This is a genomic window from Mycobacterium sp. 20KCMC460 (genome assembly GCF_022179425.1).
Classification (GTDB): domain Bacteria; phylum Actinomycetota; class Actinomycetes; order Mycobacteriales; family Mycobacteriaceae; genus Mycobacterium; species Mycobacterium kiyosense.
This window is the reverse complement of record NZ_AP025525.1, coordinates 34,540-53,253: the sequence shown is the minus strand read 5'-3', so window position 1 is coordinate 53,253 and position 18,714 is coordinate 34,540. Positions and strand designations below refer to the sequence as shown.

General features: G+C 65.8%; 15 protein-coding genes. 14 read left to right on the top strand and 1 reads right to left on the bottom strand.

What is annotated here, in order from left to right; all coding sequences use genetic code 11:
- Positions 1-46: 46 nt before the first annotated feature.
- Positions 47-2,149, top strand: coding sequence for a hypothetical protein (locus tag MKCMC460_RS29275; RefSeq protein WP_139803213.1), 2,103 nt, complete (start codon positions 47-49; stop codon positions 2,147-2,149).
- The gene (locus MKCMC460_RS29270) at positions 2,146-2,772 is read left to right on the top strand and encodes a hypothetical protein (protein ID WP_015388881.1); all 627 of its coding nucleotides are present in this window, start codon (positions 2,146-2,148) and stop codon (positions 2,770-2,772) included. The genes MKCMC460_RS29275 and MKCMC460_RS29270 overlap by 4 nt, the downstream gene beginning before the upstream one ends.
- A gap of 78 nt (positions 2,773-2,850) precedes the next feature.
- Here MKCMC460_RS29270 and MKCMC460_RS29265 read toward each other — a convergent pair whose 3' ends face one another.
- Positions 2,851-3,138 (bottom strand): type II toxin-antitoxin system VapB family antitoxin, encoded by a 288-nt coding sequence (locus tag MKCMC460_RS29265; RefSeq protein WP_015388880.1) that lies wholly within the window; start codon positions 3,136-3,138, stop codon positions 2,851-2,853.
- 78 nt (positions 3,139-3,216) lie between these two features.
- Between MKCMC460_RS29265 and MKCMC460_RS29260 the strand changes: the two genes are divergently transcribed.
- From MKCMC460_RS29260 to eccD, 12 genes are all read left to right on the top strand, one after another.
- Positions 3,217-4,191: a hypothetical protein gene (locus MKCMC460_RS29260; protein ID WP_015388879.1), complete on the top strand. Its 975-nt coding sequence runs from the start codon at positions 3,217-3,219 to the stop codon at positions 4,189-4,191.
- Between the two features lie 63 nt (positions 4,192-4,254).
- Entirely contained in the window at positions 4,255-5,358 is a 1,104-nt protein-coding gene (locus tag MKCMC460_RS29255) for a hypothetical protein (protein ID WP_238306176.1), read from the top strand.
- 76 nt (positions 5,359-5,434) lie between these two features.
- The gene (locus MKCMC460_RS29250) at positions 5,435-6,475 is read left to right on the top strand and encodes a C40 family peptidase (RefSeq protein ID WP_015388878.1); all 1,041 of its coding nucleotides are present in this window, start codon (positions 5,435-5,437) and stop codon (positions 6,473-6,475) included.
- A 17-nt stretch (positions 6,476-6,492) separates the two neighbouring features.
- Positions 6,493-8,034, top strand: coding sequence for a type VII secretion protein EccB (gene eccB / locus MKCMC460_RS29245; RefSeq protein ID WP_238306175.1), 1,542 nt, complete (start codon positions 6,493-6,495; stop codon positions 8,032-8,034).
- On the top strand, positions 8,031-12,257 hold the full coding sequence (locus MKCMC460_RS29240; protein ID WP_015388876.1) for a type VII secretion protein EccC: 4,227 nt from the start codon (positions 8,031-8,033) through the stop codon (positions 12,255-12,257). Before eccB ends, MKCMC460_RS29240 begins: the two co-directional genes overlap by 4 nt.
- Positions 12,258-12,351: 94 nt before the next feature.
- Complete coding sequence (locus MKCMC460_RS29235) at positions 12,352-12,648, top strand: PE family protein (protein ID WP_015388875.1); 297 nt, start codon at positions 12,352-12,354, stop codon at positions 12,646-12,648.
- Between the two features lie 29 nt (positions 12,649-12,677).
- Positions 12,678-13,829 (top strand): PPE family protein, encoded by a 1,152-nt coding sequence (locus MKCMC460_RS29230; protein ID WP_238306174.1) that lies wholly within the window; start codon positions 12,678-12,680, stop codon positions 13,827-13,829.
- Positions 13,830-13,971: 142 nt separating this feature from the next.
- Positions 13,972-14,268 carry a WXG100 family type VII secretion target gene (locus tag MKCMC460_RS29225; protein WP_007172341.1) on the top strand — a complete coding sequence of 99 codons (297 nt, stop codon included), beginning with the start codon at positions 13,972-13,974 and terminating at the stop codon, positions 14,266-14,268.
- 44 nt (positions 14,269-14,312) lie between these two features.
- Positions 14,313-14,597 (top strand): WXG100 family type VII secretion target, encoded by a 285-nt coding sequence (locus tag MKCMC460_RS29220; protein WP_007172340.1) that lies wholly within the window; start codon positions 14,313-14,315, stop codon positions 14,595-14,597.
- A gap of 78 nt (positions 14,598-14,675) precedes the next feature.
- Entirely contained in the window at positions 14,676-15,596 is a 921-nt protein-coding gene (locus tag MKCMC460_RS29215; protein ID WP_015388873.1) for an ESX secretion-associated protein EspG, read from the top strand.
- 690 nt (positions 15,597-16,286) lie between these two features.
- On the top strand, positions 16,287-17,189 hold the full coding sequence (locus tag MKCMC460_RS29205) for a MinD/ParA family protein (RefSeq protein ID WP_139803258.1): 903 nt from the start codon (positions 16,287-16,289) through the stop codon (positions 17,187-17,189).
- Positions 17,186-18,700 carry a type VII secretion integral membrane protein EccD gene (gene eccD, locus MKCMC460_RS29200; RefSeq protein WP_015388871.1) on the top strand — a complete coding sequence of 505 codons (1,515 nt, stop codon included), beginning with the start codon at positions 17,186-17,188 and terminating at the stop codon, positions 18,698-18,700. Before MKCMC460_RS29205 ends, eccD begins: the two co-directional genes overlap by 4 nt.
- Positions 18,701-18,714: the final 14 nt, after the last annotated feature.

The window sequence follows — 18,714 nt, the reverse complement described above, 5'->3', positions numbered from 1 at the left end:
TTTTTTGTTTCAGCCCAATGTGTGGCCAGAAGATTCTGAGACGAGATTGTTCAACGATGCAGGCACGCTCTCGGACGAGTCGAAGTCGTTTGAGGGCGATGCGATGGATGCCCAGCAAGCGGCGAATGGTGTGCTAAATGGCGGCTCCTGGGTGGGTAAAAGCGCGGACGCGGCTTATGAGGCCTACAAAGAGGCGGTGTCGATCAAGTTCCGCCAGGCCGAAATCAGCAAGGTAGCTTCCGGGTTATTCAAAAGGGCCGGCGAGGACGTCGCGAGCATCAAGAAGCACATGTTCGAGCAGAACAAGCAGGCGCATCAAGAGGCCGAGGCATTCCTGAAAAGCGGCTCGGGCCAATCGCTCGCGCAGGTGGCGGTGATCCTCGGCGTGCATCGAACCACAATTCAAGGCTACTCGTCTGAGCTGCAGGGATATGCCACCCAATACGCCACCCAATTCACCAACCACTTCAAGCTGGACGGTCCCGGCGGACCCAAATTCAAACAAGCCGGGCAGGACGGGGCTAAGCCGGATCAATCAACGGATGGACCGCCCGGGGTGCCTGACCCAAACATCCCTGGATCTCAAGGCGGCGGCGGGCCGAGACCTGCTGCGTCGACGCCCGGCCAAGAATCCTCCGGGCCGCCAATACTCGGTGGCCCTCGACCCGCACATTCGTCAGACCCTTTAACGCCTCCTCGGCATAATCCCTTGACGTCGTTGATGGGCGGCGGATTGCCGGGTTTTCCCAGTGTGCCGGGCGGCGGTTCAGGTGGCGGGATTCCGGGGTTGCAAGGGCTGCAGGGGCTGATGGGGGGGTTCGGGCGGCTTCCCGGCGGTATGACCCCTCCCACGGGGCTGGGCGCACCGGGGTTGCAGGGCTCACCGATGCCATCGCTGGGCATGGACTTCGGGCGCGGTTTAGCAGCGGGTGCTGCGGCGGCCGGGGGTGTTCCTCCCGTGACACCGGCGCCGATGACGTCTTTGGCGGCGCCGATCGAGTCTGCTCCGACGTCGGCTGCGCCGGCGGTCGCTCCCGTGTCTACTGCGCCCCCGGCGGCGACTTCGGCCCCGGGACCGGCACCTGCGACGGGTATGCCGGCGGGTGGCATGACGTCGTACGGTTCGGTGCTTCCTCCTCAGGGTATGTCGGCTGCTTCGCCGGTGGGGTCGGCGCCGGCTGCGCCTTCGGTGCCTGCTGAGGCCGGCGGCGGCGGCTCGTCGGGGTCGGGCCCGGGGACTGGGTTGATGGCGGTGCCGGGTCGGCGTGAGACCATGGCGGTGCGCCGGGATATGGCTGAGAACGATCTAGAACGGGCGAAGGCGTTGGTCGCCGAGCTCGCTGGGGCGGCGAAAGTGACTGATCCTGGTTTGGATTGGGCTGTGGCCGTGGGCCGTAACGCCTCGGGCATGCCGACCTATTGGGTGGCCACCAACGACGGCGCTACTTATATTCCGCCAAAGGTGTTCTTGCCCAAGACGATGCCCATCGCCGGTGGCCACGACGGAGATTTTGATGCGCGTTGGTTTGGGTGGGTGAATCCGGCCGATAAGGCGGTGCGGGCGGCCCGGGAGTTCGGGGACACGGTGAGCGCGGTGGCCACGTCGTGGGCGCTGCCGTCTGAGTTCTTGAGCGAGCACCCGGCACCGGAAATAGCTACCGGTGTCAAACCTAGGCTCGAACCCGACAACATGGCCGCGGACTTATCGGCGGCGCGGGCGCACCGTCTGCAGACCGTCGATGCGGCCCTGTATGCGGATCTGGCGGCGGTCGATGAGTCGGTGCTGCGCGATTATTGCCGAGAGTTGGTTCGCCAGTTGGCATTCGGCATTCTTGGCGAGGAGCTGTCGCGGGTTGCACAGTCGGTAGCGCAGGCGCTTATCGCGGAGCGCTGGCCCACAGCCCAGGAGTGGGCCCTGCTGGGCGAGGAACACGAGGATGCCTTGGTGCAGATGGTCGCACAGCGGCCGGGATTGAACGGACTTGAAAACCCCGATCAGACGGTCAGCTACACAAGGGAATTCGTTCGGTGCCGGCAGTTGGAGGCGCTGCTGTGCTGGGAGCGCCACGATGGGGACCTGCTGAATGTGGTGTACGCGGCGTGGGTGGCTGGGATACGGCTTGCGTTGAGCGAGCCGGTGGCGAGGTGACCGACGACGATAGCGTGCTGCGCGAAAAGGTCGCACAGCTACTTGGTGAGCCACGTCCTGAGTTTCGAACGCGGAAACATGATCGGACCTACGCGCGGGGCACGCCGATCGGATTCGCCCTCCAGGCGTTTGTGCTGGCGTGCGATTTGGTTGATGCTGCGAACTGCGTTGAGGCGCTGCGTGGTTGGGAAGAAAGTCAGGACGAGTTGCGGTCCTGGCAACACATATTGGACGGTGGCGAGGCCGATGAGGCGTGCCGGGAAGCGATGAGCGTTGCGTTGGATGACCTGCTGATGCGGTTCGCGGTCCGGTGCGGAACAACTGTTGGGGTGTCGGAGCAGCTATCTTTAGCGTGCAAACGGGTGCAGCAGCTTGTTCGGTGCTGCGCAAACCATCAGGCCGAGATCCGTGCAGCGACCGAGGTTTGCCTTGCAGGAGCTGGCGGAAATGACGCGGCGGCTGAGCAGAGCGTTAGTGCGGCCGCGCGTGCGGATGCTCTTGCCTGTTACAGGATCGCGGGTAAGAAGATCCAAATCGAGACTCAACGAGTCTTGCTGTTACACAAGCAAACTGCCGTGATTTCGACTCGCGAGCTGTACGAACAAGCCGGGCAGATGAATTAGTCGTAGGTGACGGAACCTGCGGCCGCTGATGCCGGGAGGGAACCCCCAGACGAGGTGCGAGTTGCGTGACCACCAAAACTAAAGATCACTGACTTGCAACGGTGAAACTCCTGTTGCTGTCGTATATCCGAGTGCGTGTTCGCGTTCGGTTTTGGTGATGGGGGATCGGTCGTTCAGTAGTGGCCAGATCTCGGTTTTGAGGACGTCGAGCAGGTCGTCGGCGTGATTTGTGGCGCGAGATTGCGTGGTTTCGTTCTGGGCTCGTAGGGCGTAGCGGATGGCGTCGATGCGGCTGGGGAGGTGCAGGCGTGCGGCGAGCTCGCCGGCGAGGCGGATCACCTCTTCGTCTTTCACGTTGAACGCCACTACCAGAGCATATCGACGAGGCGCTTTCTGCTGCTCTGGGTGTGGCCTGGACCGGGTGGGGTCAGCTAATTTTGTGGGGTGAGTGTTGCGGCGTTTGTGGCTGGGGTTGATCGGTTGCTGAGCCGTGCGCATGAGTTGTTTCCGGCCGGGGGTGCGGGCGGGCCGCTGCCGAGCTCGGGTGATGTTGCGGTGCCGGGCTCTCCGGAGGGTGGCAGTGGTTTGCGAGGCGGGGTGGCACGCGCGGCCGGTTCTTATCAGCAGGCTCGCAGTGGGGTGGCGGGGCTGGATGGGGAGCTGGCGCAAAGCGCCGAGCAAGGCGAGCAGATCGGGGCCCAGGGCCGGGAGGCGTCGGGGTTGATTCGGGATCAGGCCCGTACTAGCGCGGCCGCGCTGTTGCCGATGGCTCGGACGCCGGCGGGTGCGCACTTGCTGATGGCGACGATGGATCAGCATTTGGCGGCGATGCAGGATCAGCTGCAGACCACCAAAACCCAATACCAGGCCGTCTCGGCGGGACTGCGCCAAACCGCCGCCGGCTATCACACGTTGACTGACGGCGCGAAGGACTCGCCGCCGGCGGCGCCGCTGGACTCATCGGATAAGTGGAAGCCAGGCGATAAGCGGCATATGCCCTATGACGCCGGCGTGGGCGGGATGGGTCCGCCGAACTATCCCAATTCGCCGCCGTGGGTGGACATTTACGACCGGACGAAAGATCCGGATCAGGTTCCGCATTATTTCGTGAGGTCTGATGAGATCCCGGGCTATAAGACGCTTGCGCCGGGGGCCTTGGGGCCGCCGACAGTGTCCGACGAGCACGGCAATCCCGACCCGTATATCCAGTTGGGCCCGAACTCGGGGGTGTGGGTGCCGCAGTCGGCTTTCCCGGGGGCGAAGGTCTATCCGCCGGGTGGGGGTGAGCTGCCGCCGTATGGGTGGAGTGAGTATGTGCCGGGCTCGGGGATTTTCTTGTGGCACGGAGATATGGTGCCGGAGCCGTATAAGCCGTATGGCCCGTTGGGGCCGCCGACGATTCCGCAGGGCGGCCGCTAAACCGGCCCGAACTGGCTTTGCGTGGCTGTGGCCGGGGGGATTTGCTCGGGTTAATTTTGGTGGGTGAGTGTTGCGGCGTTCGTGGCTGGGGTTGATCGGCTGCTGAGTCGCGGTCATGAGTTGTTCCCGGCCGGGGCGCCCGGTGGTGGGCAGGTGTTCGCCGCGGGCGGTCGGGTGCCGGTGCCAGAGGCCCCGGATGGCCACAGCGGTTTGACGGGTGGGGCTCGGGCCGCCGGTGGCGCGTATCAGCAGGCGCAGGCCGGTGCGGATGGTCTTGACGGGGACTCGGGGCAGGCGGTGGCCCAAGGTGGTGAGGTTGGTGCGCAGGGCCGCGCCGGGTCGGGGTTGATTCGGGATCAGGCCCGCGCGGTGGGTGCTGCGACCGCGGGGATGGGTCGTTCGCCGGCGGGGGCGAAGCTGATCATGGCGGCCATGGATGATCATTTGGCCGCGATGCAGCGTCAGTTGGATCAGACCACGGCCGAAAACCGGCTGTTGGCGATGCGGATGCGTCAGCTGGCGGCGGGATATCGCGGTCTGGGTGCAGGCGGGATGGGCGGCGGTATGCCCCTGTCCGGGCTGGGCGGCTTGATGTCGGGCGGCGGCGGTGGCGGCGGCCTGAGCGGGTTGAGCGGCTTGGGGAGCCTGCCTGGGGGGTGGAGCCGTTTGGTGGGATCGGTCCGCGGGGGCCGGGGGACGCGGAGCGAGGAAGCGGCGCCGCGCGGCGATGTGGGGACTGCGCTGGGCGGGTTGACGCAGGATTCGTCTCCGCGTGAAGTGGCTGCGGCGATCATCCATGAGGCTCGCCGGCGCGGCTACTCGCCGCACCAGACGATCGCGATCTTGTCTACGGCGATGCAAGAAAGCGGGTTGCGTCCTCGGGCTGTGAGTCCGAATGGGTTGTGGAGAAGCATTTTCCAGCAAGACGCGGGTTACCCGGGCCGCAATAATCCCAACACGGCGATTTCGGGATTTTTCGATCGGCTGGCCCACCATGGCGGTCCGTCGTCACCGGACATTTGGAAGTCGATCTTCTGGTTACAGCAGCGCCCGGGCGATTCGTCGGCTGAGGCGGCAGTGGCGCACGGACGTAGGGGCTATTTGAACGAGATCCAGAGTCAGTTGCCCAGGGCGACGGCGTTGTATCGCAGCATCGCCGGAGTTTGACCACAACGATGTACGAGGATGCTGCGAATTTTGCGTGGCTGTGGCCGGGGGGATTTGCTCGGGTTAATTTTGGTGGGTGAGTGTTGCGGCGTTCGTGGCTGGGGTTGATCGGCTGCTGAGTCGCGGTCATGAGTTGTTCCCGGCCGGGGCGCCCGGTGGTGGGCAGGTGTTCGCCGCGGGCGGTCGGGTGCCGGTGCCAGAGGCCCCGGATGGCCACAGCGGTTTGACGGGTGGGGCTCGGGCCGCCGGTGGCGCGTATCAGCAGGCGCAGGCCGGTGCGGATGGTCTTGACGGGGACTCGGGGCAGGCGGTGGCCCAAGGTGGTGAGGTTGGTGCGCAGGGCCGCGCCGGGTCGGGGTTGATTCGGGATCAGGCCCGCGCGGTGGGTGCTGCGACCGCGGGGATGGGTCGTTCGCCGGCGGGGGCGAAGCTGATCATGGCGGCCATGGATGATCATTTGGCCGCGATGCAGCGTCAGTTGGATCAGACCACGGCCGAAAACCGGCTGTTGGCGATGCGGATGCGTCAGCTGGCGGCGGGATATCGCGGTCTGGGTGCAGGCGGGATGGGCGGCGGTATGCCCCTGTCCGGGCTGGGCGGCTTGATGTCGGGCGGCGGCGGTGGCGGCGGCCTGAGCGGGTTGAGCGGCTTGGCGTCGGGGATACCGGCGTCACTGATGGGCAGCCTGAGTCGCGGCGGCGGTCAGAACGGGGGGCCGGGTGAGCAGTCGGGCGCTTCGCTTCTGGGCGGCGGCGGCAGTGGGACGGCGCTGCGGGCGGTGCAGTTCGCCGAGACCAAGTTGGGTGATCCGTACGTGTGGGGTGCGACAGGGCCGCGCCAATACGACTGCTCCGGGTTGGTGATGGACGCCTACCGGCACGCGGGGGTTCAGTTGCCGCGCATGACCTACGACATGATTCACAAAGGTATGACGGTAGATCGTGCTGAGGTGCGGGCCGGCGATCTGGTGTTTTCCAATTTCTCGAGCAGAGGGCCGGAGCATGTGCAGATGGCGGTGTCCTCGACGAAGGTCATTGAGGCGCCCACCCCGGGGGGCCACGTCCAGTATTCGGGCTTCCCGCGTGGGCATGTTGTGGTGAAAAGAATTGTCGGATAACGATTTAACGGTGGGTATTGACGGTGGTTGAGCCGGGAGTGGATAAGGACGACGAGTCGCGCTGGCGCGGGCGCGGTCTGGGGCTTTCGACGCGGGTACAGGTGTCGGGGCACATGTTTTTCGCCCGTCGCGCGGTGGCGGCGATGACTCGGCGGCGGGTGCGGATGGAGGCCGAGCCGGGCCGGCGCCAGTCGATGGCGATGTTGGCGGGTGTGACGCTGACCGCTGTGCTGTGTCTGGGGGCGTTGTTCTGGTCGTTTGTGCGCCCGGCCGGTTCGGCGGGGCAGGCGCGGATTGTGGCGGATCAGGATTCGGGTGCGCTGTATGTGCGGGTGGGCGAGAAGCTGTATCCGGCGTTGAATTTGTCCTCGGCGCGGTTGATCGCCGGGGAGGCGGCCAGCCCGGTTCGGGTGCGCCGCAGCGAGATTGACGCGGCGCCGCGCGGGCCGCTGGTCGGTATTGCCGGCGCCCCGCAGGATATGGTGGCGACGTCGCCGGGTCGCTCGTCGTGGTTGGTGTGTGATGAGATCACCAAGGCGTTCGGGGCGGCTGCGCCTGAGCCGGTGACGGTGACCGTCATCGACGGCCAGCCCGAGCTGGGTCCACGCCGCCACGTGCTGGGCCCTGATGATGCGATGGTGCGCCGCTATGGGGATGCGGTGTGGTTGATTCGCGATGGCCGGCGCTCGTTGATCAATCAGGGTGCTCGGGCGGTGCTGTTGGCGTTGGGGCTGGGCGAGGATGCGGTGTTGGGGTCGCGCCCGATGAGCCGGGCATTATTCGATGCGATCCCGGTGGGCCCGGAGTTGTCGGTGCCGGTGATCCCGAATGCGGGCTCGCCGGCACGGTTCGTGGGGGCGCCGGGCCCGGTGGGGACGGTGGTATCGACTCCGCAGGTGGGTGGGCAGACCGCGTATTCGGTGGTGCTCACCGATGGCGTGCAGCCGGTGTCGCCGGTGGTGGCTCAGGTGCTGCAAAATGCCGGGCCGGCCGGTGCGGTGATCCCGGTGGTGGCTGGCCCGGTGTTGGCGAAGTTGCCGGTGGTGCAAACCCTGGACTTGTCGGCGTTCCCGGCCGCTCCGCCGCGGGTGATCGATAGCCAGGTCAACGCCGCGGCGTGCTGGCACTGGGAGAAGGTGAGCGGTGAGGCGCTGGCTAGCACGTCGGTCATCGCCGGCCCGAGCATCCCGGTGGCCGAGGGCCAAGTGGACAAGGTGGTGGACTTGGTGAAAGCCCCGGGGCCACAGATGCAGGCCGACCGCGTGTATCTGGGCCCTGAGTACGCCAATTACGTGGTGTCCACCGGTAATTCGCCGTCAGCGGCCACGGTGGAGTCGTTGTGGTGGATATCCGAACCAGGGGTGCGGTTCGGGGTGCCGCGCCAGGAGGACACGATGAACGCTTTGGGTTTGAAGAAGCATTCCCCGAGCCCGGCGCCGTGGCTGGCGCTGCGGCTGCTGGCCGCCGGGCCGGCGTTGTCGCGCTCTGATGCGCTGGTGCGTCACAACACGCTGCCTGTCGATGCCAACCCGGCCGAACTGGAGGTCCCGAAGTCATGAAGATTGGGTTCGCGCGCAAGCAAACTGCGCAGGCGCCGCCGTTTAAGCCTGAAACCCTTGACCTGCCGACTCCGCTGAAAGTGCCGCCGCCACAAAGCAAACCGCTGTGGTCGGTGGCGTTGATCATCGGCCTGCTTGCGCTGTTCGGCGGAATGATGTGGATCAGCTTCGCCAGTGGTGCGCGCTCGTTTACCGGCGCGGGGTCATTTTTCCCGCTCCTGATGGTGGGCGGGCTGGTTGCGATGCTGTTCGGTGGCCGCGGCGGGTCGCAGGAGATGTCGCGCTCGAAGCTCGACGCGCTGCGGGCCCGGTTTTGCATGGTCATGGACGAGCTACGTGGAACCACCTCAGAGTTGGCGGACCGGCTCGATCAGAATCACCGCTGGTATCATCCCGCACCGGGCACCCTGGAAGCGGCCGTGGGCAGTATGCGGATGTGGGAGCGCAAGCCCAACGGGTCTGATACATGGTTCGGGGTGGCCCGGGTCGGGGTGGGCATGACGGATCTGATGGAATCGAATGCCGCCGTGTTCAACGAGCCGCAGGACGCGCCGACCGATATCGAGCTCGAACCGGTGACCGGCAAGGTCCTCCAAGAGTTCATGCAATACCAGACGGTGGCCTACGGCACGCCGAAACTGGTGTCGCTGATGGTGGAGCCCGGCTATGAGCTACGCGGCCCGCGTGAGCGGGTGCTGGGCCTGATGCGCGCGATCCTGTGCGAATTGGTGTTTTTCCACGGCCCCGATCATCTGCGGCTGGTGGTGGTGACTTCTGATGCGGCCGAGTGGGATTGGGTGAAGTGGCTACCACACGCCGGTGATCCGAAGCTCATTGACGGTGCGGGCCCGGTGCGCATGGTCTATGGGTCGGTCGCTGAGTTCCTTGACGCGCAAACTGATGCAATGTCGCTGTCCACCCGCGGGGACTTCCGCTCGCGCCTGGGCGCGTCGAAGGACCCTATTGACCCGTTGCCGCACACGGTGGTCGTGTGCGACACCGAAGCGGGATGGGAGCGTCTGGGAAGCTCCGAAGGCGTCGCTGGGTTGACATTTTTCGACGTGCGTGGCCTGGGCCGCGTTCCGGCGTGCCGCGACGCGCGCCGGCGAGTGTTGTACATCGGTGAGAACGCGGTCATCTCGGCGGTGCCGCGCGACCCGATGACATGGGATCCGCAGGGGAACGATCCTCAGTTTTTCGCCTACGCCGATCAGATGAGCCGCGATGAGGCCGAGACGTTCGCCGAGCGCATGGCGCGCTTCCGGCTCGCCGAGGCCTATGAGGCGATCGAAGTTGATTCCGGCAAGCAGGTGATGGCCCGAGACATCCTGTCGTACTACGGGATTGAGGACGCCGCCAATATTGATTTCGACAAGTTGTGGGGCCCGCGCAGTGACATCAACTCCCTGCAGCGGTTGAAGGTGCCACTGGGTAACCGGATGGACAACAATGAGCTGTTTTTCGTCGACATCAAGGAGGACTCGGAAGGCGGCCAGGGCCCGCACGGGGTGATGGCCGGCACGACTGGCTCGGGCAAGACGACGATGCTGCGCGCCTTCATTGAGTCCCTGATGCTGGGGCACCCGCCGCAAAACCTGCAGTTCATGTTGGCCGACCTCAAGGGCGGCTCGGGTGTTCGGCCCTTTGCCGGGGTGCCCCACGTTTCGCAGATCATCACCGACCTCGAAGAGGACCAGGGTTTGATGACCCGTTTCATCGACGCGCTGGATGGCGAGATCGCACGGCGCAAAGCCTTATGCGATGTGCCCGGCGCTGATGATGTGGGGGTATACAACAAGATCCGTGCCGATCAGCTCGCAGCGGGGGCTGCTGAGGTGTTGCCGCCGCTGCCGGTACTGGTGGTGGTCATTGACGAGTTCGCCGAACTGTTTAAGTTGATGGGTCAAGAGATCCAGGACTCGTTGTATCAGATTGCCCGCCAAGGCCGCGCGTATTGGATTCATCTGCTGATGGCCAGCCAGCAGATCGAAACTCGCGCTGAGAAGCTGCTAGAAAACGTGGGGTACCGGATGGCCCTGCAGACCAATACGACACAGTCAGCCACGGCCATCGGTGTGCCGAATGCGGTGAACCTCAAGGGTTCTGGGCAGTGCTATTTCTTGCAGGGCAGCCCCGCGAACGGCACGCTGACGAAATTTCAGGGCGAGTTCTTGTGGCGTGAGTACCGCAAGCCTGGCACGGAGGACCTCGACGACGCGCCGCAAGTGAGCGCAGCGTCAGTGAGTTATTTTGCGCCGCAACTGTTCTCCACGGACTTCACACCGTTGCCGCCGCCTGATGAGCTCGACGAGTCGCCAGCTGTGGATGGGGAAGTGGCTGATGTCGACGAGGCGACCGACGCGGGCGATAGCGAGGACGCCGAGGAGCGCAATGCGTTGATGCGCCCACAGGTGGGGCGCATCATCATCGACCAGCTGCGCCGGATTGACTTTGAGCCTTACCGGTTGTGGAAGCCGCCGCTGGATGCGCCGTGGAGCATCGAGAAACTGGTGAACACCTATCTGGGGCGGCCCTGGGACAGCGACTATGCGCGCACCCCGAACCTGGTATTCCCTGTGGGGCTGGTGGACCGGCCATTCAAGCATGACCAGCATCCGCTGACCATTGACGTGTCGGGCCCGGGCGGCAATGTGGTGATCGTGGGTGCTCAGGGCTCGGGCAAAACGACTGCGCTGCAAGACCTGATCTGCGCGGCGGCCATGACGCACACCCCTGAGCAGGTGCAGTTTTACTGCCTGGCGTTTTCGTCGGCGGCCCTCAGCAGTGTGTCGGGGCTACCGCATGTGGGTGGTGTGTCGATGTCGCTTGATAGTGACGGTGTGCGCCGCACCGTGGCCGAGATCGCGGCGTTGCTCGCCTCGCGCAAGCGCAGCTTCGAGGCGACCGGCGTGATGTCGATGGAGGTGTTTCGCCGCCGCAAGGCTGGGCGTGAGCCCGGGGCTGTGCCCGAGGATGGTTACGGCGATGTGTTCTTGGTGATCGACAACTATGCGGCGATGGTCAGCGAATATGAGGCGCTCGTCGAAGACAAGGTGAACAGGATCATCAAAGAGGGGCCCACGTTCGGGATTCACGTGGTCGCCGCGGTGACCAAGAACACCGACCTGCAGGTGACGGTGCGGGGTAACTTCGGGTCTCGGGTGGAGCTTCGTCTGGCCGACTTCAACGAAGCGACGCTGGTGGCTAAGGCGAGACTGGCCACGGCTGTGCCGGCGCGCCCCGGTCGCGGCATGATTGGGCAAAATTACGAACGCACCGGCGTAGACCCCGTGGGGTTGCACACGTTGATGGCGCGCCCGGCGCTGGAGTCCACCGCCGCGGAGGTGTTCGATTCACGCAGTGTCGCCGAGGCTGTCAGCCGCCAGGCCGTGGGGTTCAATCCCGCACGTAAGGTGCGCAGGCTGCCAGGGCGGGTTTCGCCGGCCGAGCTGGCGGCGGCAGCCGCCACCGATGATCGCACCCCCACGTCGATCGTGTGGGCGCTCGACGAGACCGAACGGCCGGTGTTTTTGGCCAGTCAGCATCTGATCATCGCCGGGCAACCCAAGTGTGGGCGCACGACGGCGTGTGCAACATTGATGCGCGAGATTCGCAGGGTTTACGCCCCGGGCGCTGACGGCGCTACGGGGCCGGGGCTGGAAGAAACGGCCGACCGCCCCGCGGCCCAGGTGTGGCTCATTGATCCGCGCCGCCAGCTACTCAACGTGCTGGATAAGTCCTACGTGCAGCGTTTCGCCTCGACGCCGGACTCGGTCAAACAGCGCATGGGCGAGCTGGCCGCGGTCCTTGCGCCGCGGCTGCCCAGCGACGATTTATCGGTCGATGACATCGGCCGGCGCCACTGGCAGGGGCCGGAAATCTTTTTGATCATCGACGATTCTGAGCGGTTGCCGGTCGGCTTCGACTCACCTCTGGGGGTGATCGAACGGTTCGTGCAGGCCGGCGACGACGTCGGGTTGCACATCATCTACACCCGCCAGTTCGCGGCGTTCATGGCGGGCCTGGGGGCCGACCCGGTGTTCAGGATGCTCAAGCAGGCCAGGGAGCCGGAGCTGATCATGGATTCTGACCCCGATCAAGGATTCGTGAAGGGCAAATGGAAAGGCCATTGGATGCCCAAGGGCCGCGGATTCTTGCTGAATACCGCCGAATCGGGCGAATCGGGAATTTATGTCCAAGTCGCTGACGCCGGCCTCGGATAGATCTGCGATGGGCCGCGCGTAAGCCCGCGGGCGCCGATACACTTTTGTCATCAGACCGGTCAATGATCTGGTCGGCTCTTTACGGGAGGGTTCTATGTTTGTCGAGGCGTTACCTGCGGGCATTGATGCATCCGCGTCCGGGTTGGCCGGGATCGGGGCGGCGGTATCGGCGGGCAACGCCGCGGGAGCCGCACCCACGCTGGGCGTGGTGCCGCCGGCGCCGGAGCCGGCGTCGGTTCTGTTGGCCGCGGCGTTCGGCACCCATGCCGGCGTGTATCAGGCCACCCAAGCCATCGGGGAGGTCGTGCACCAGATGTTCGTCTCGACCATGGGCATCAGCTCGGCTGACTACGCCGCCACCGAGGTCGCCAACGCCGCGACGATGATCTAGCTCGCGGGTCAGCGCCCATATAGCCAGCCATGGATTACGAGCTGCCTCCTGAGATCAACTCGGGCCGCATGTATGCGGGCCTGGGTTCAGCGTCTCTGATGGAATCAGCTGCGGCATGGCAGGCGCTGGCCGCGCAGCTCGGGTCCGCGGGAGCGGCGTTTGGGGCGGTGATCGAGGCGCTGACCAGCACGGCGTGGGCGGGGCCGTCGTCGATGTCGATGGCGCTGTCGGCAGCCCCGTATGTGGTGTGGATGATCGAGACGGCCGCGCAATGCCAGGAAGCCGCCGCGGCCGCGGCGGCGGCGGCGGCGTTCGAGGCTGCCCGGGCCGGGGTGGTGCCCCCACCGGTGATCGCCGAGAACCGGGCGCAGCTGGCGGCCCTGGTGTCGACGAACTTCATGGGGTTCAACACTCCGGCGATCATGGCCAATGAGGCGCACTACGGGCAGATGTGGTCCCAAGACACCGCGACGATGTACGACTTCGCGGGCAATGCTTCGGGGATCACCGGCGCGCTGGTCCCGTTCGTGCCGCCAGCGCCCAACTCGGACCCGATCGGGTTGGCCGCGCAAGCGGCCGCGTTGGGCCAGTCGGGCGGCACCGCCGCCGGGCAGCAGCCGTTCAATTTCGCCAGCAGCGCGGGGAGCATGCCGGCGGGTTTGGACGGCGAGTCCATGTTGTCGATGGGCCCGCAGCTGGTGAGCACGATTCCTCAAGCGCTGCAAGGGCTCTCGTCACCGCTGAGCCAGGGGTTGGGGGGCAGCGGGCTGGGCCAATTCCAGTCGCTGCTGAGCCCGTTTATGAGTTTTATGAATCCGGGCATGTTCGGTGCTGGCGGGGCCTCGACATTGACCAGTGCGACCGGGCCGGGACTTGCGGGGATGGGCGGGGCAGCCTCGGAGGTGGAGGCCGTGGCGGGCCGCGCGGGATCGCTGGGCGGGTTGTCGGTGCCGGCAACCTGGACGGCCGGCGCCAGCGGGGAGTCGGCTAGTACGGCGCGGGCGGTCGCACCGGTGGCCGCCTCGGGTGGGGGCACGTCGATGGGGGCTGCACCGGCCAGCACCGGGGGCTCCGGCATGTATGGGGGCACGCCGATGGCCGCGGGTATGCACGGGCGCGGCACGGACAGCGACGGCTCCCCGCGCTATGGAAAACCCGTCAAAGTGCTGCGCCGACGTTAGGTCGAATTGGTGACATCATGTGCACGGAAAAATTCGTTCAAATAGCTTGCGCCGGCCGTTGCCCGGCGTTAGATCGGGCCAATAGACTGGCAACACAGCAACGCTGAAATAAAATCACTCGCGCTTTAAGGAGAACGTTATTATGGCCACCCGCTTTATGACCGACCCGCACGCGATGCGGGACATGGCCGGGCGTTTCGAGGTGCACGCCCAGACCGTTGAGGATGAGGCCCGCAAGATGTGGGCGTCTTCGCAGAACATCGCCGGCGGCGGTTGGAGTGGGCAAGCCCAGGCCACCTCCTACGACACGATGGGCCAGATGAATCAGGCGTTCCGCAACATCGTGAACATGCTGCACGGGGTGCGTGACGGCCTGATCCGTGACGCCAACAACTACGAGCAGCAAGAGCAGGCTTCTCAGCAGATCCTGAGCAGCTAACCGCCAGGTCCCTACCCACTTTTACGCCAAGGAGACGTACAACCATGTCGATCAACTATCAGTTCGGCGACGTCGACGCCCACGGCGCCCTGATCCGCGCCCAGGCCGCTTCCCTGGAAGCCGAGCACCAAGCGATCGTGCGCGATGTGCTCGCGGCCGGGGATTTTTGGGGTGGCGCCGGGTCGGTCGCCTGCCAGGAGTTCATCACCCAGTTGGGCCGCAACTTCCAGGTGATCTACGAGCAGGCCAACGCTCACGGACAGAAGGTGCAGACCGCCGGAAGCAACATGAACAGCACCGACAGCGCCGTCGGATCTTCGTGGGCCTAGCCCGCACTGTTCCAACCAACGACGTGGCGGCACCGGATTCGGTGCCGCCACGTCAGCGTTTGAGCAAGGAAACCTGCTATGACGACCGCCGAAATCCCGGCCACCCCGACTTCTGACATCACCGTCAACCTCGAGGGACTGTGGCTGCTGCAAGCCATGCTGGGCATTCCCCAGCTCGCCCCCGAACTGCGCGGACGCCCCTACGGACAACCACGAAACACCGACTGGCTCACCGCGCACCCGGGTTTGGCGGTGCTGGTCGAGCAGGGCATCGCCGATGAGGATGCGATGGTGCGTGCTGATATCGCCGCGCGCATGAAGGTGCTGGCCACGCCCGACGTTGAAGTCATCTTGCTGGTCTGCCGCGGGGCGATGAACGTGGTGGCACCGGTGGTGATGGATGATCCCACTACCTGGCGCGCGATCCCCGATGAGCAGCTGCGCGTTGTGCTGGCCCGCCGCGACGGCCGGTGGGCCTCTGCGGTGCGCGCCGGGTCCTACGTCACCATCGACGACTGTCCGGGCACCGACCAGGAATGGGTGCAACGCCTCGTCTTTGAAGCTCTGGACTCGGTGCACCGGGTGGAGCCGGCACGGATCAGCGCGGTCAACGTGCCGCTGGATGACATGCGTACCGCGATCACGCTGCACGCCAAGGCGGGCTCGGCAGCAGCGAAAATGGCTGCGCTGCGCGCACTGGGGCTGCGCGGGGGTGCGCTGGCTGAGCTGGGCGCGGCGTTAGAAGATCCCCAAGCTGAGGCGTTGGTCTATGCGCGCGCCCATGTGGATGCCGACACGGTGTGGAGCCAAACGGTGCTCAACTTGCGCGACACCGCCTCGGGGCGGGTGGCGCTGTACCGACTCAACCCGCCCGCGGGCAGCCAGCAGGAGTGGCTGGCCATCGCCCCGGCGGGTCCTGCCCAGCTGCATCACGCGCTGACGACGGTCTTCGACAGTGTCGGTGTGCGAGCCTGGGACAGTCATGAGCGAATGGCCTGACAAAAAGCGGTACCGCCGTGCCAGCAAAGTGTTCTCGATGAATACCGAGCGGGCGTGGTATAGCGAGAATTCTGCCTTTAGGATCGGACATAGTAACCGCCAGCCATATGGGGACTAGGAATGACTGACAATTCGGACTTCATGTCGCGTTATCTGCCGCCGGAAAACAGCGAGCAGCACCGCGAGCATCCGGCGCCTGCCGAGGATGCCACCGAGGAGGTGTCGTTGGCTGATGTGCGGGTGCCCGAGCCGGGTGCGCCGCAGTCACCTCACATACCGCCGGTGGGTGGCTACGAGTTCGGGCCACCGCCAGCCGAGGGGAACCGCCACGAGGCGTGGCCCGGGGCGCCGGGGGGCACTGAAGGTGCTCACGCTCAGGCCGAACCGCCACCACCGCCGCCGCCGGTTGCGGGGCCCTCGTTCGGGCCGCCGCCGCCGGGCGGGCATCCCCATGTTGTGCCGCGGCCCCCGGCGCCTCGGGCACCGGACGCGCAGCCGTCAGTTGGGCGCGGCCCGGCAGGGCAGGCGCCCGACCCGATCCCGCCGCGCCCGCAGTTCGATCAGCGCAACCCGCCGCCGCCACCGCGTTGGTCACCCCCGCGTGTGGACCCCGAGCAACGGTGGGCGCCGCGGCCAGATCTTCGCACTCCCAGCTCGGCACCCACCCGGCATGTCCAGGTCGAGGAGGTCGTGAAAAGGCGCCGCGAACCGGCGAAAATGGGGTGGCGCAAGGCGGTTCACGCCTGCACAGGTGGGCTGGTCAATCTGGGTGCGGGTGCTCATGAGCGTCAACTGATCGACTGGAAGTCTCGTGTGGCTTCCAACATTCCCGGCACGTATCAGATCGCGGCGATTTCGATCAAAGGCGGTGTCGGCAAGACGCGGGTGACTGCCGGTGTGGGCACCGTGTTCGCCTTTGAGCGTGGGCAGCCGGTCTTGGCGATCGACGCCGACACCACCTACGGGGGCCTGGGTCGCTTCGTTGATCGCGAGGCGGTGAACTCGCTTGGCGATCTGCTTGCGGCCAAGGAGGTGGTTGTCGACTATCCCAAGGCTCGTCACTACACCGGGAAGAATCCGCAGGGCCTAGAAGTGTTGCCGGGCAACCAGAATGTGGCCAACCCGATGGACCTGGACAAGGATGTGTTCTACGACACCGCTGAGTTGACGCGGCGCTTTTACCAACTGACACTGGTGGATTGCGGTGCCGAAGTCGAGACCGAATTTTTCAAAACAGTGTTGTCGAACACCGACGCGTTGATGATCATCGGCAGCTGCAACGCCGAGGGCGGCCTGGCGGTCGAGACCACGGTGGAGTGGCTGGCCGCACGCAACGGTCACGAACTGCTCAAGCGCTCGGTGATTGTGCTCAACGACATCCATGACTGCGCGTCTAAGGCGTTTATCTCCCATATCACCGAGACGCTGGGGCCGCGGGTGCGTTCGGTGAAGACGATCCCGTGGGATGCGCATTTGCGCGACGCGGATACGCTCGATTTTCCGGCCTTGCACAAGCGCACTCGGTTGGCGTTTTTGGAGCTGGCGGCCGAGCTGGCCGAAGGGTTCCCGAGCGCGGGGGCGCTGAGCGCGTGACCCTCGAGCGGCAGCACGACAACCCTGTCACGGCGGCGGCTGCGCCGGCCCTGCCTGATCGGGTGTTGGTGGCGGTCATCGCGGGGGCCACCAAGATCGGGGTGGTGTTGGATGCCACCGCCTCAGTGTCAGTGCAGTTGGCGGCGCTGGTGGATCTGGTCAACACTCGGCTCGGTGAACTGGGGGAGCCGGCGTTGACGGCAGGCCCGCGGGGCCGCTGGACGCTGTGCTGGGTCGATGGGAGCCCCCTGAAGCCAGGCCTGTCTTTGGCCGCCCAAGGGGTCAGCGACGGCAGCCGGTTGTGGCTGCGGTTCGCCGCGGACACCGAGGCCCGGATCAACGTCGTCGAACATGTCACCTCGGCGGTGGCCGCTGAGCTGAGCAAACGCTGGCCTGCTGTCACGCCGGTGTGGGCGGCGCGTGTGGGCGCGGGCATGGTGGTGGCCGGCGTGCTGGCCGCCACGGCCGTGCTGGGGCGTTGGCGTTACGGGCATCTGGGCTGGGCGCCGGCGATCTATTGTGGCGGGCTGGCTGCGCTGCTGCTGGCGGCGGCGGTGATCATCTTGGTGCGCCAAGCCAGTCGGCTGGCGCGCGGCGTCGGTGACGCGCTGTTGTTGACCGGATGCCTACCGTTGGCGGTGGGGGCTGCTGCTGCGGTACCGGGGCCGATGGGTGCCCCGCACGCGGCGTTGGGATTGGCGAGCGCGTTGGTCGCCGCGGTGCTGGTAGTGCGGTTCACCGGCCGCCATATCGCGTTAGGCACGACGGTGATCGTCACTGCGGCAGTCGGTGTTGTGGTGGGTTCGGTGCGTATGGTGCTGGTGACCTCGGCGCCGATCCTGTTGGCGGTCGTGCTGCTGGTGTCGCTGATCGGGATGCATGTGTCGCCCACGGTGGCGCGCTGGGTGGCCGGGATTCGGCTGCCGGTCTTCCCTTCAGCGTCGGGCCAGTGGATTTTTGAGGCGCGTCCGGATTTGCCGGCTGATCATGCGGTGGCCAGCGGTCAGGTGGCCACGTTCGCTGGGCCTGAGTCGGTGCGTGAGGTGACGGTGGCCACCGACCGGGCCCACTCCTATCTGACCGGGTTGCTGGTTGCGACAACAGGTTTGGTGGTGGTGTGCAGCGTCGGGTTGTGCGATCCGCATGCGCCGCGACGCTGGCTGCCGCTGGTGTTGGCGGGGCTGGTGGCGGTCGCGGTGCTGCTGCGCGGCCGTTCGTTCACCGATCGCTGGCAGGCGACGATCTTCGCGCTGGCTGCCGTGGCATTGGTGATCGGGGTGGCCGGGCGCTATGTGTTGGGGTTGTGGACGATGCCGGCATTGCTCGCGGGGGTATCGGCGATGGTGGCCGTCCCGGTGGCTGGCTTGGTGGCCGGTGTGGTGGTGCCCAACCGCTTCTACACCCCGACGTTCCGCAAGATCGTTGAGTGGGTCGAATATGTCTGCCTGACAGGGATTTTCCCGTTGGCGTTTTGGCTGATGGGTGTGCTGGCCGCGATACGGTACCGATAGCGGGGGTGGTTGTT

What these genes read in the sequence shown, in the direction of transcription:
- MKCMC460_RS29240 (WP_015388876.1), top strand. Translation starts at nt 8,031, where the DNA reads ATGAAGATTGGGTTCGCGCGCAAGCAAACTGCGCAGGCGCCGCCGTTT.
- MKCMC460_RS29235 (WP_015388875.1), top strand. Translation starts at nt 12,352, where the DNA reads ATGTTTGTCGAGGCGTTACCTGCGGGCATTGATGCATCCGCGTCCGGG.
- MKCMC460_RS29230 (WP_238306174.1), top strand. Translation starts at nt 12,678, where the DNA reads ATGGATTACGAGCTGCCTCCTGAGATCAACTCGGGCCGCATGTATGCG.
- MKCMC460_RS29225 (WP_007172341.1), top strand. Translation starts at nt 13,972, where the DNA reads ATGGCCACCCGCTTTATGACCGACCCGCACGCGATGCGGGACATGGCC.
- MKCMC460_RS29220 (WP_007172340.1), top strand. Translation starts at nt 14,313, where the DNA reads ATGTCGATCAACTATCAGTTCGGCGACGTCGACGCCCACGGCGCCCTG.
- MKCMC460_RS29215 (WP_015388873.1), top strand. Translation starts at nt 14,676, where the DNA reads ATGACGACCGCCGAAATCCCGGCCACCCCGACTTCTGACATCACCGTC.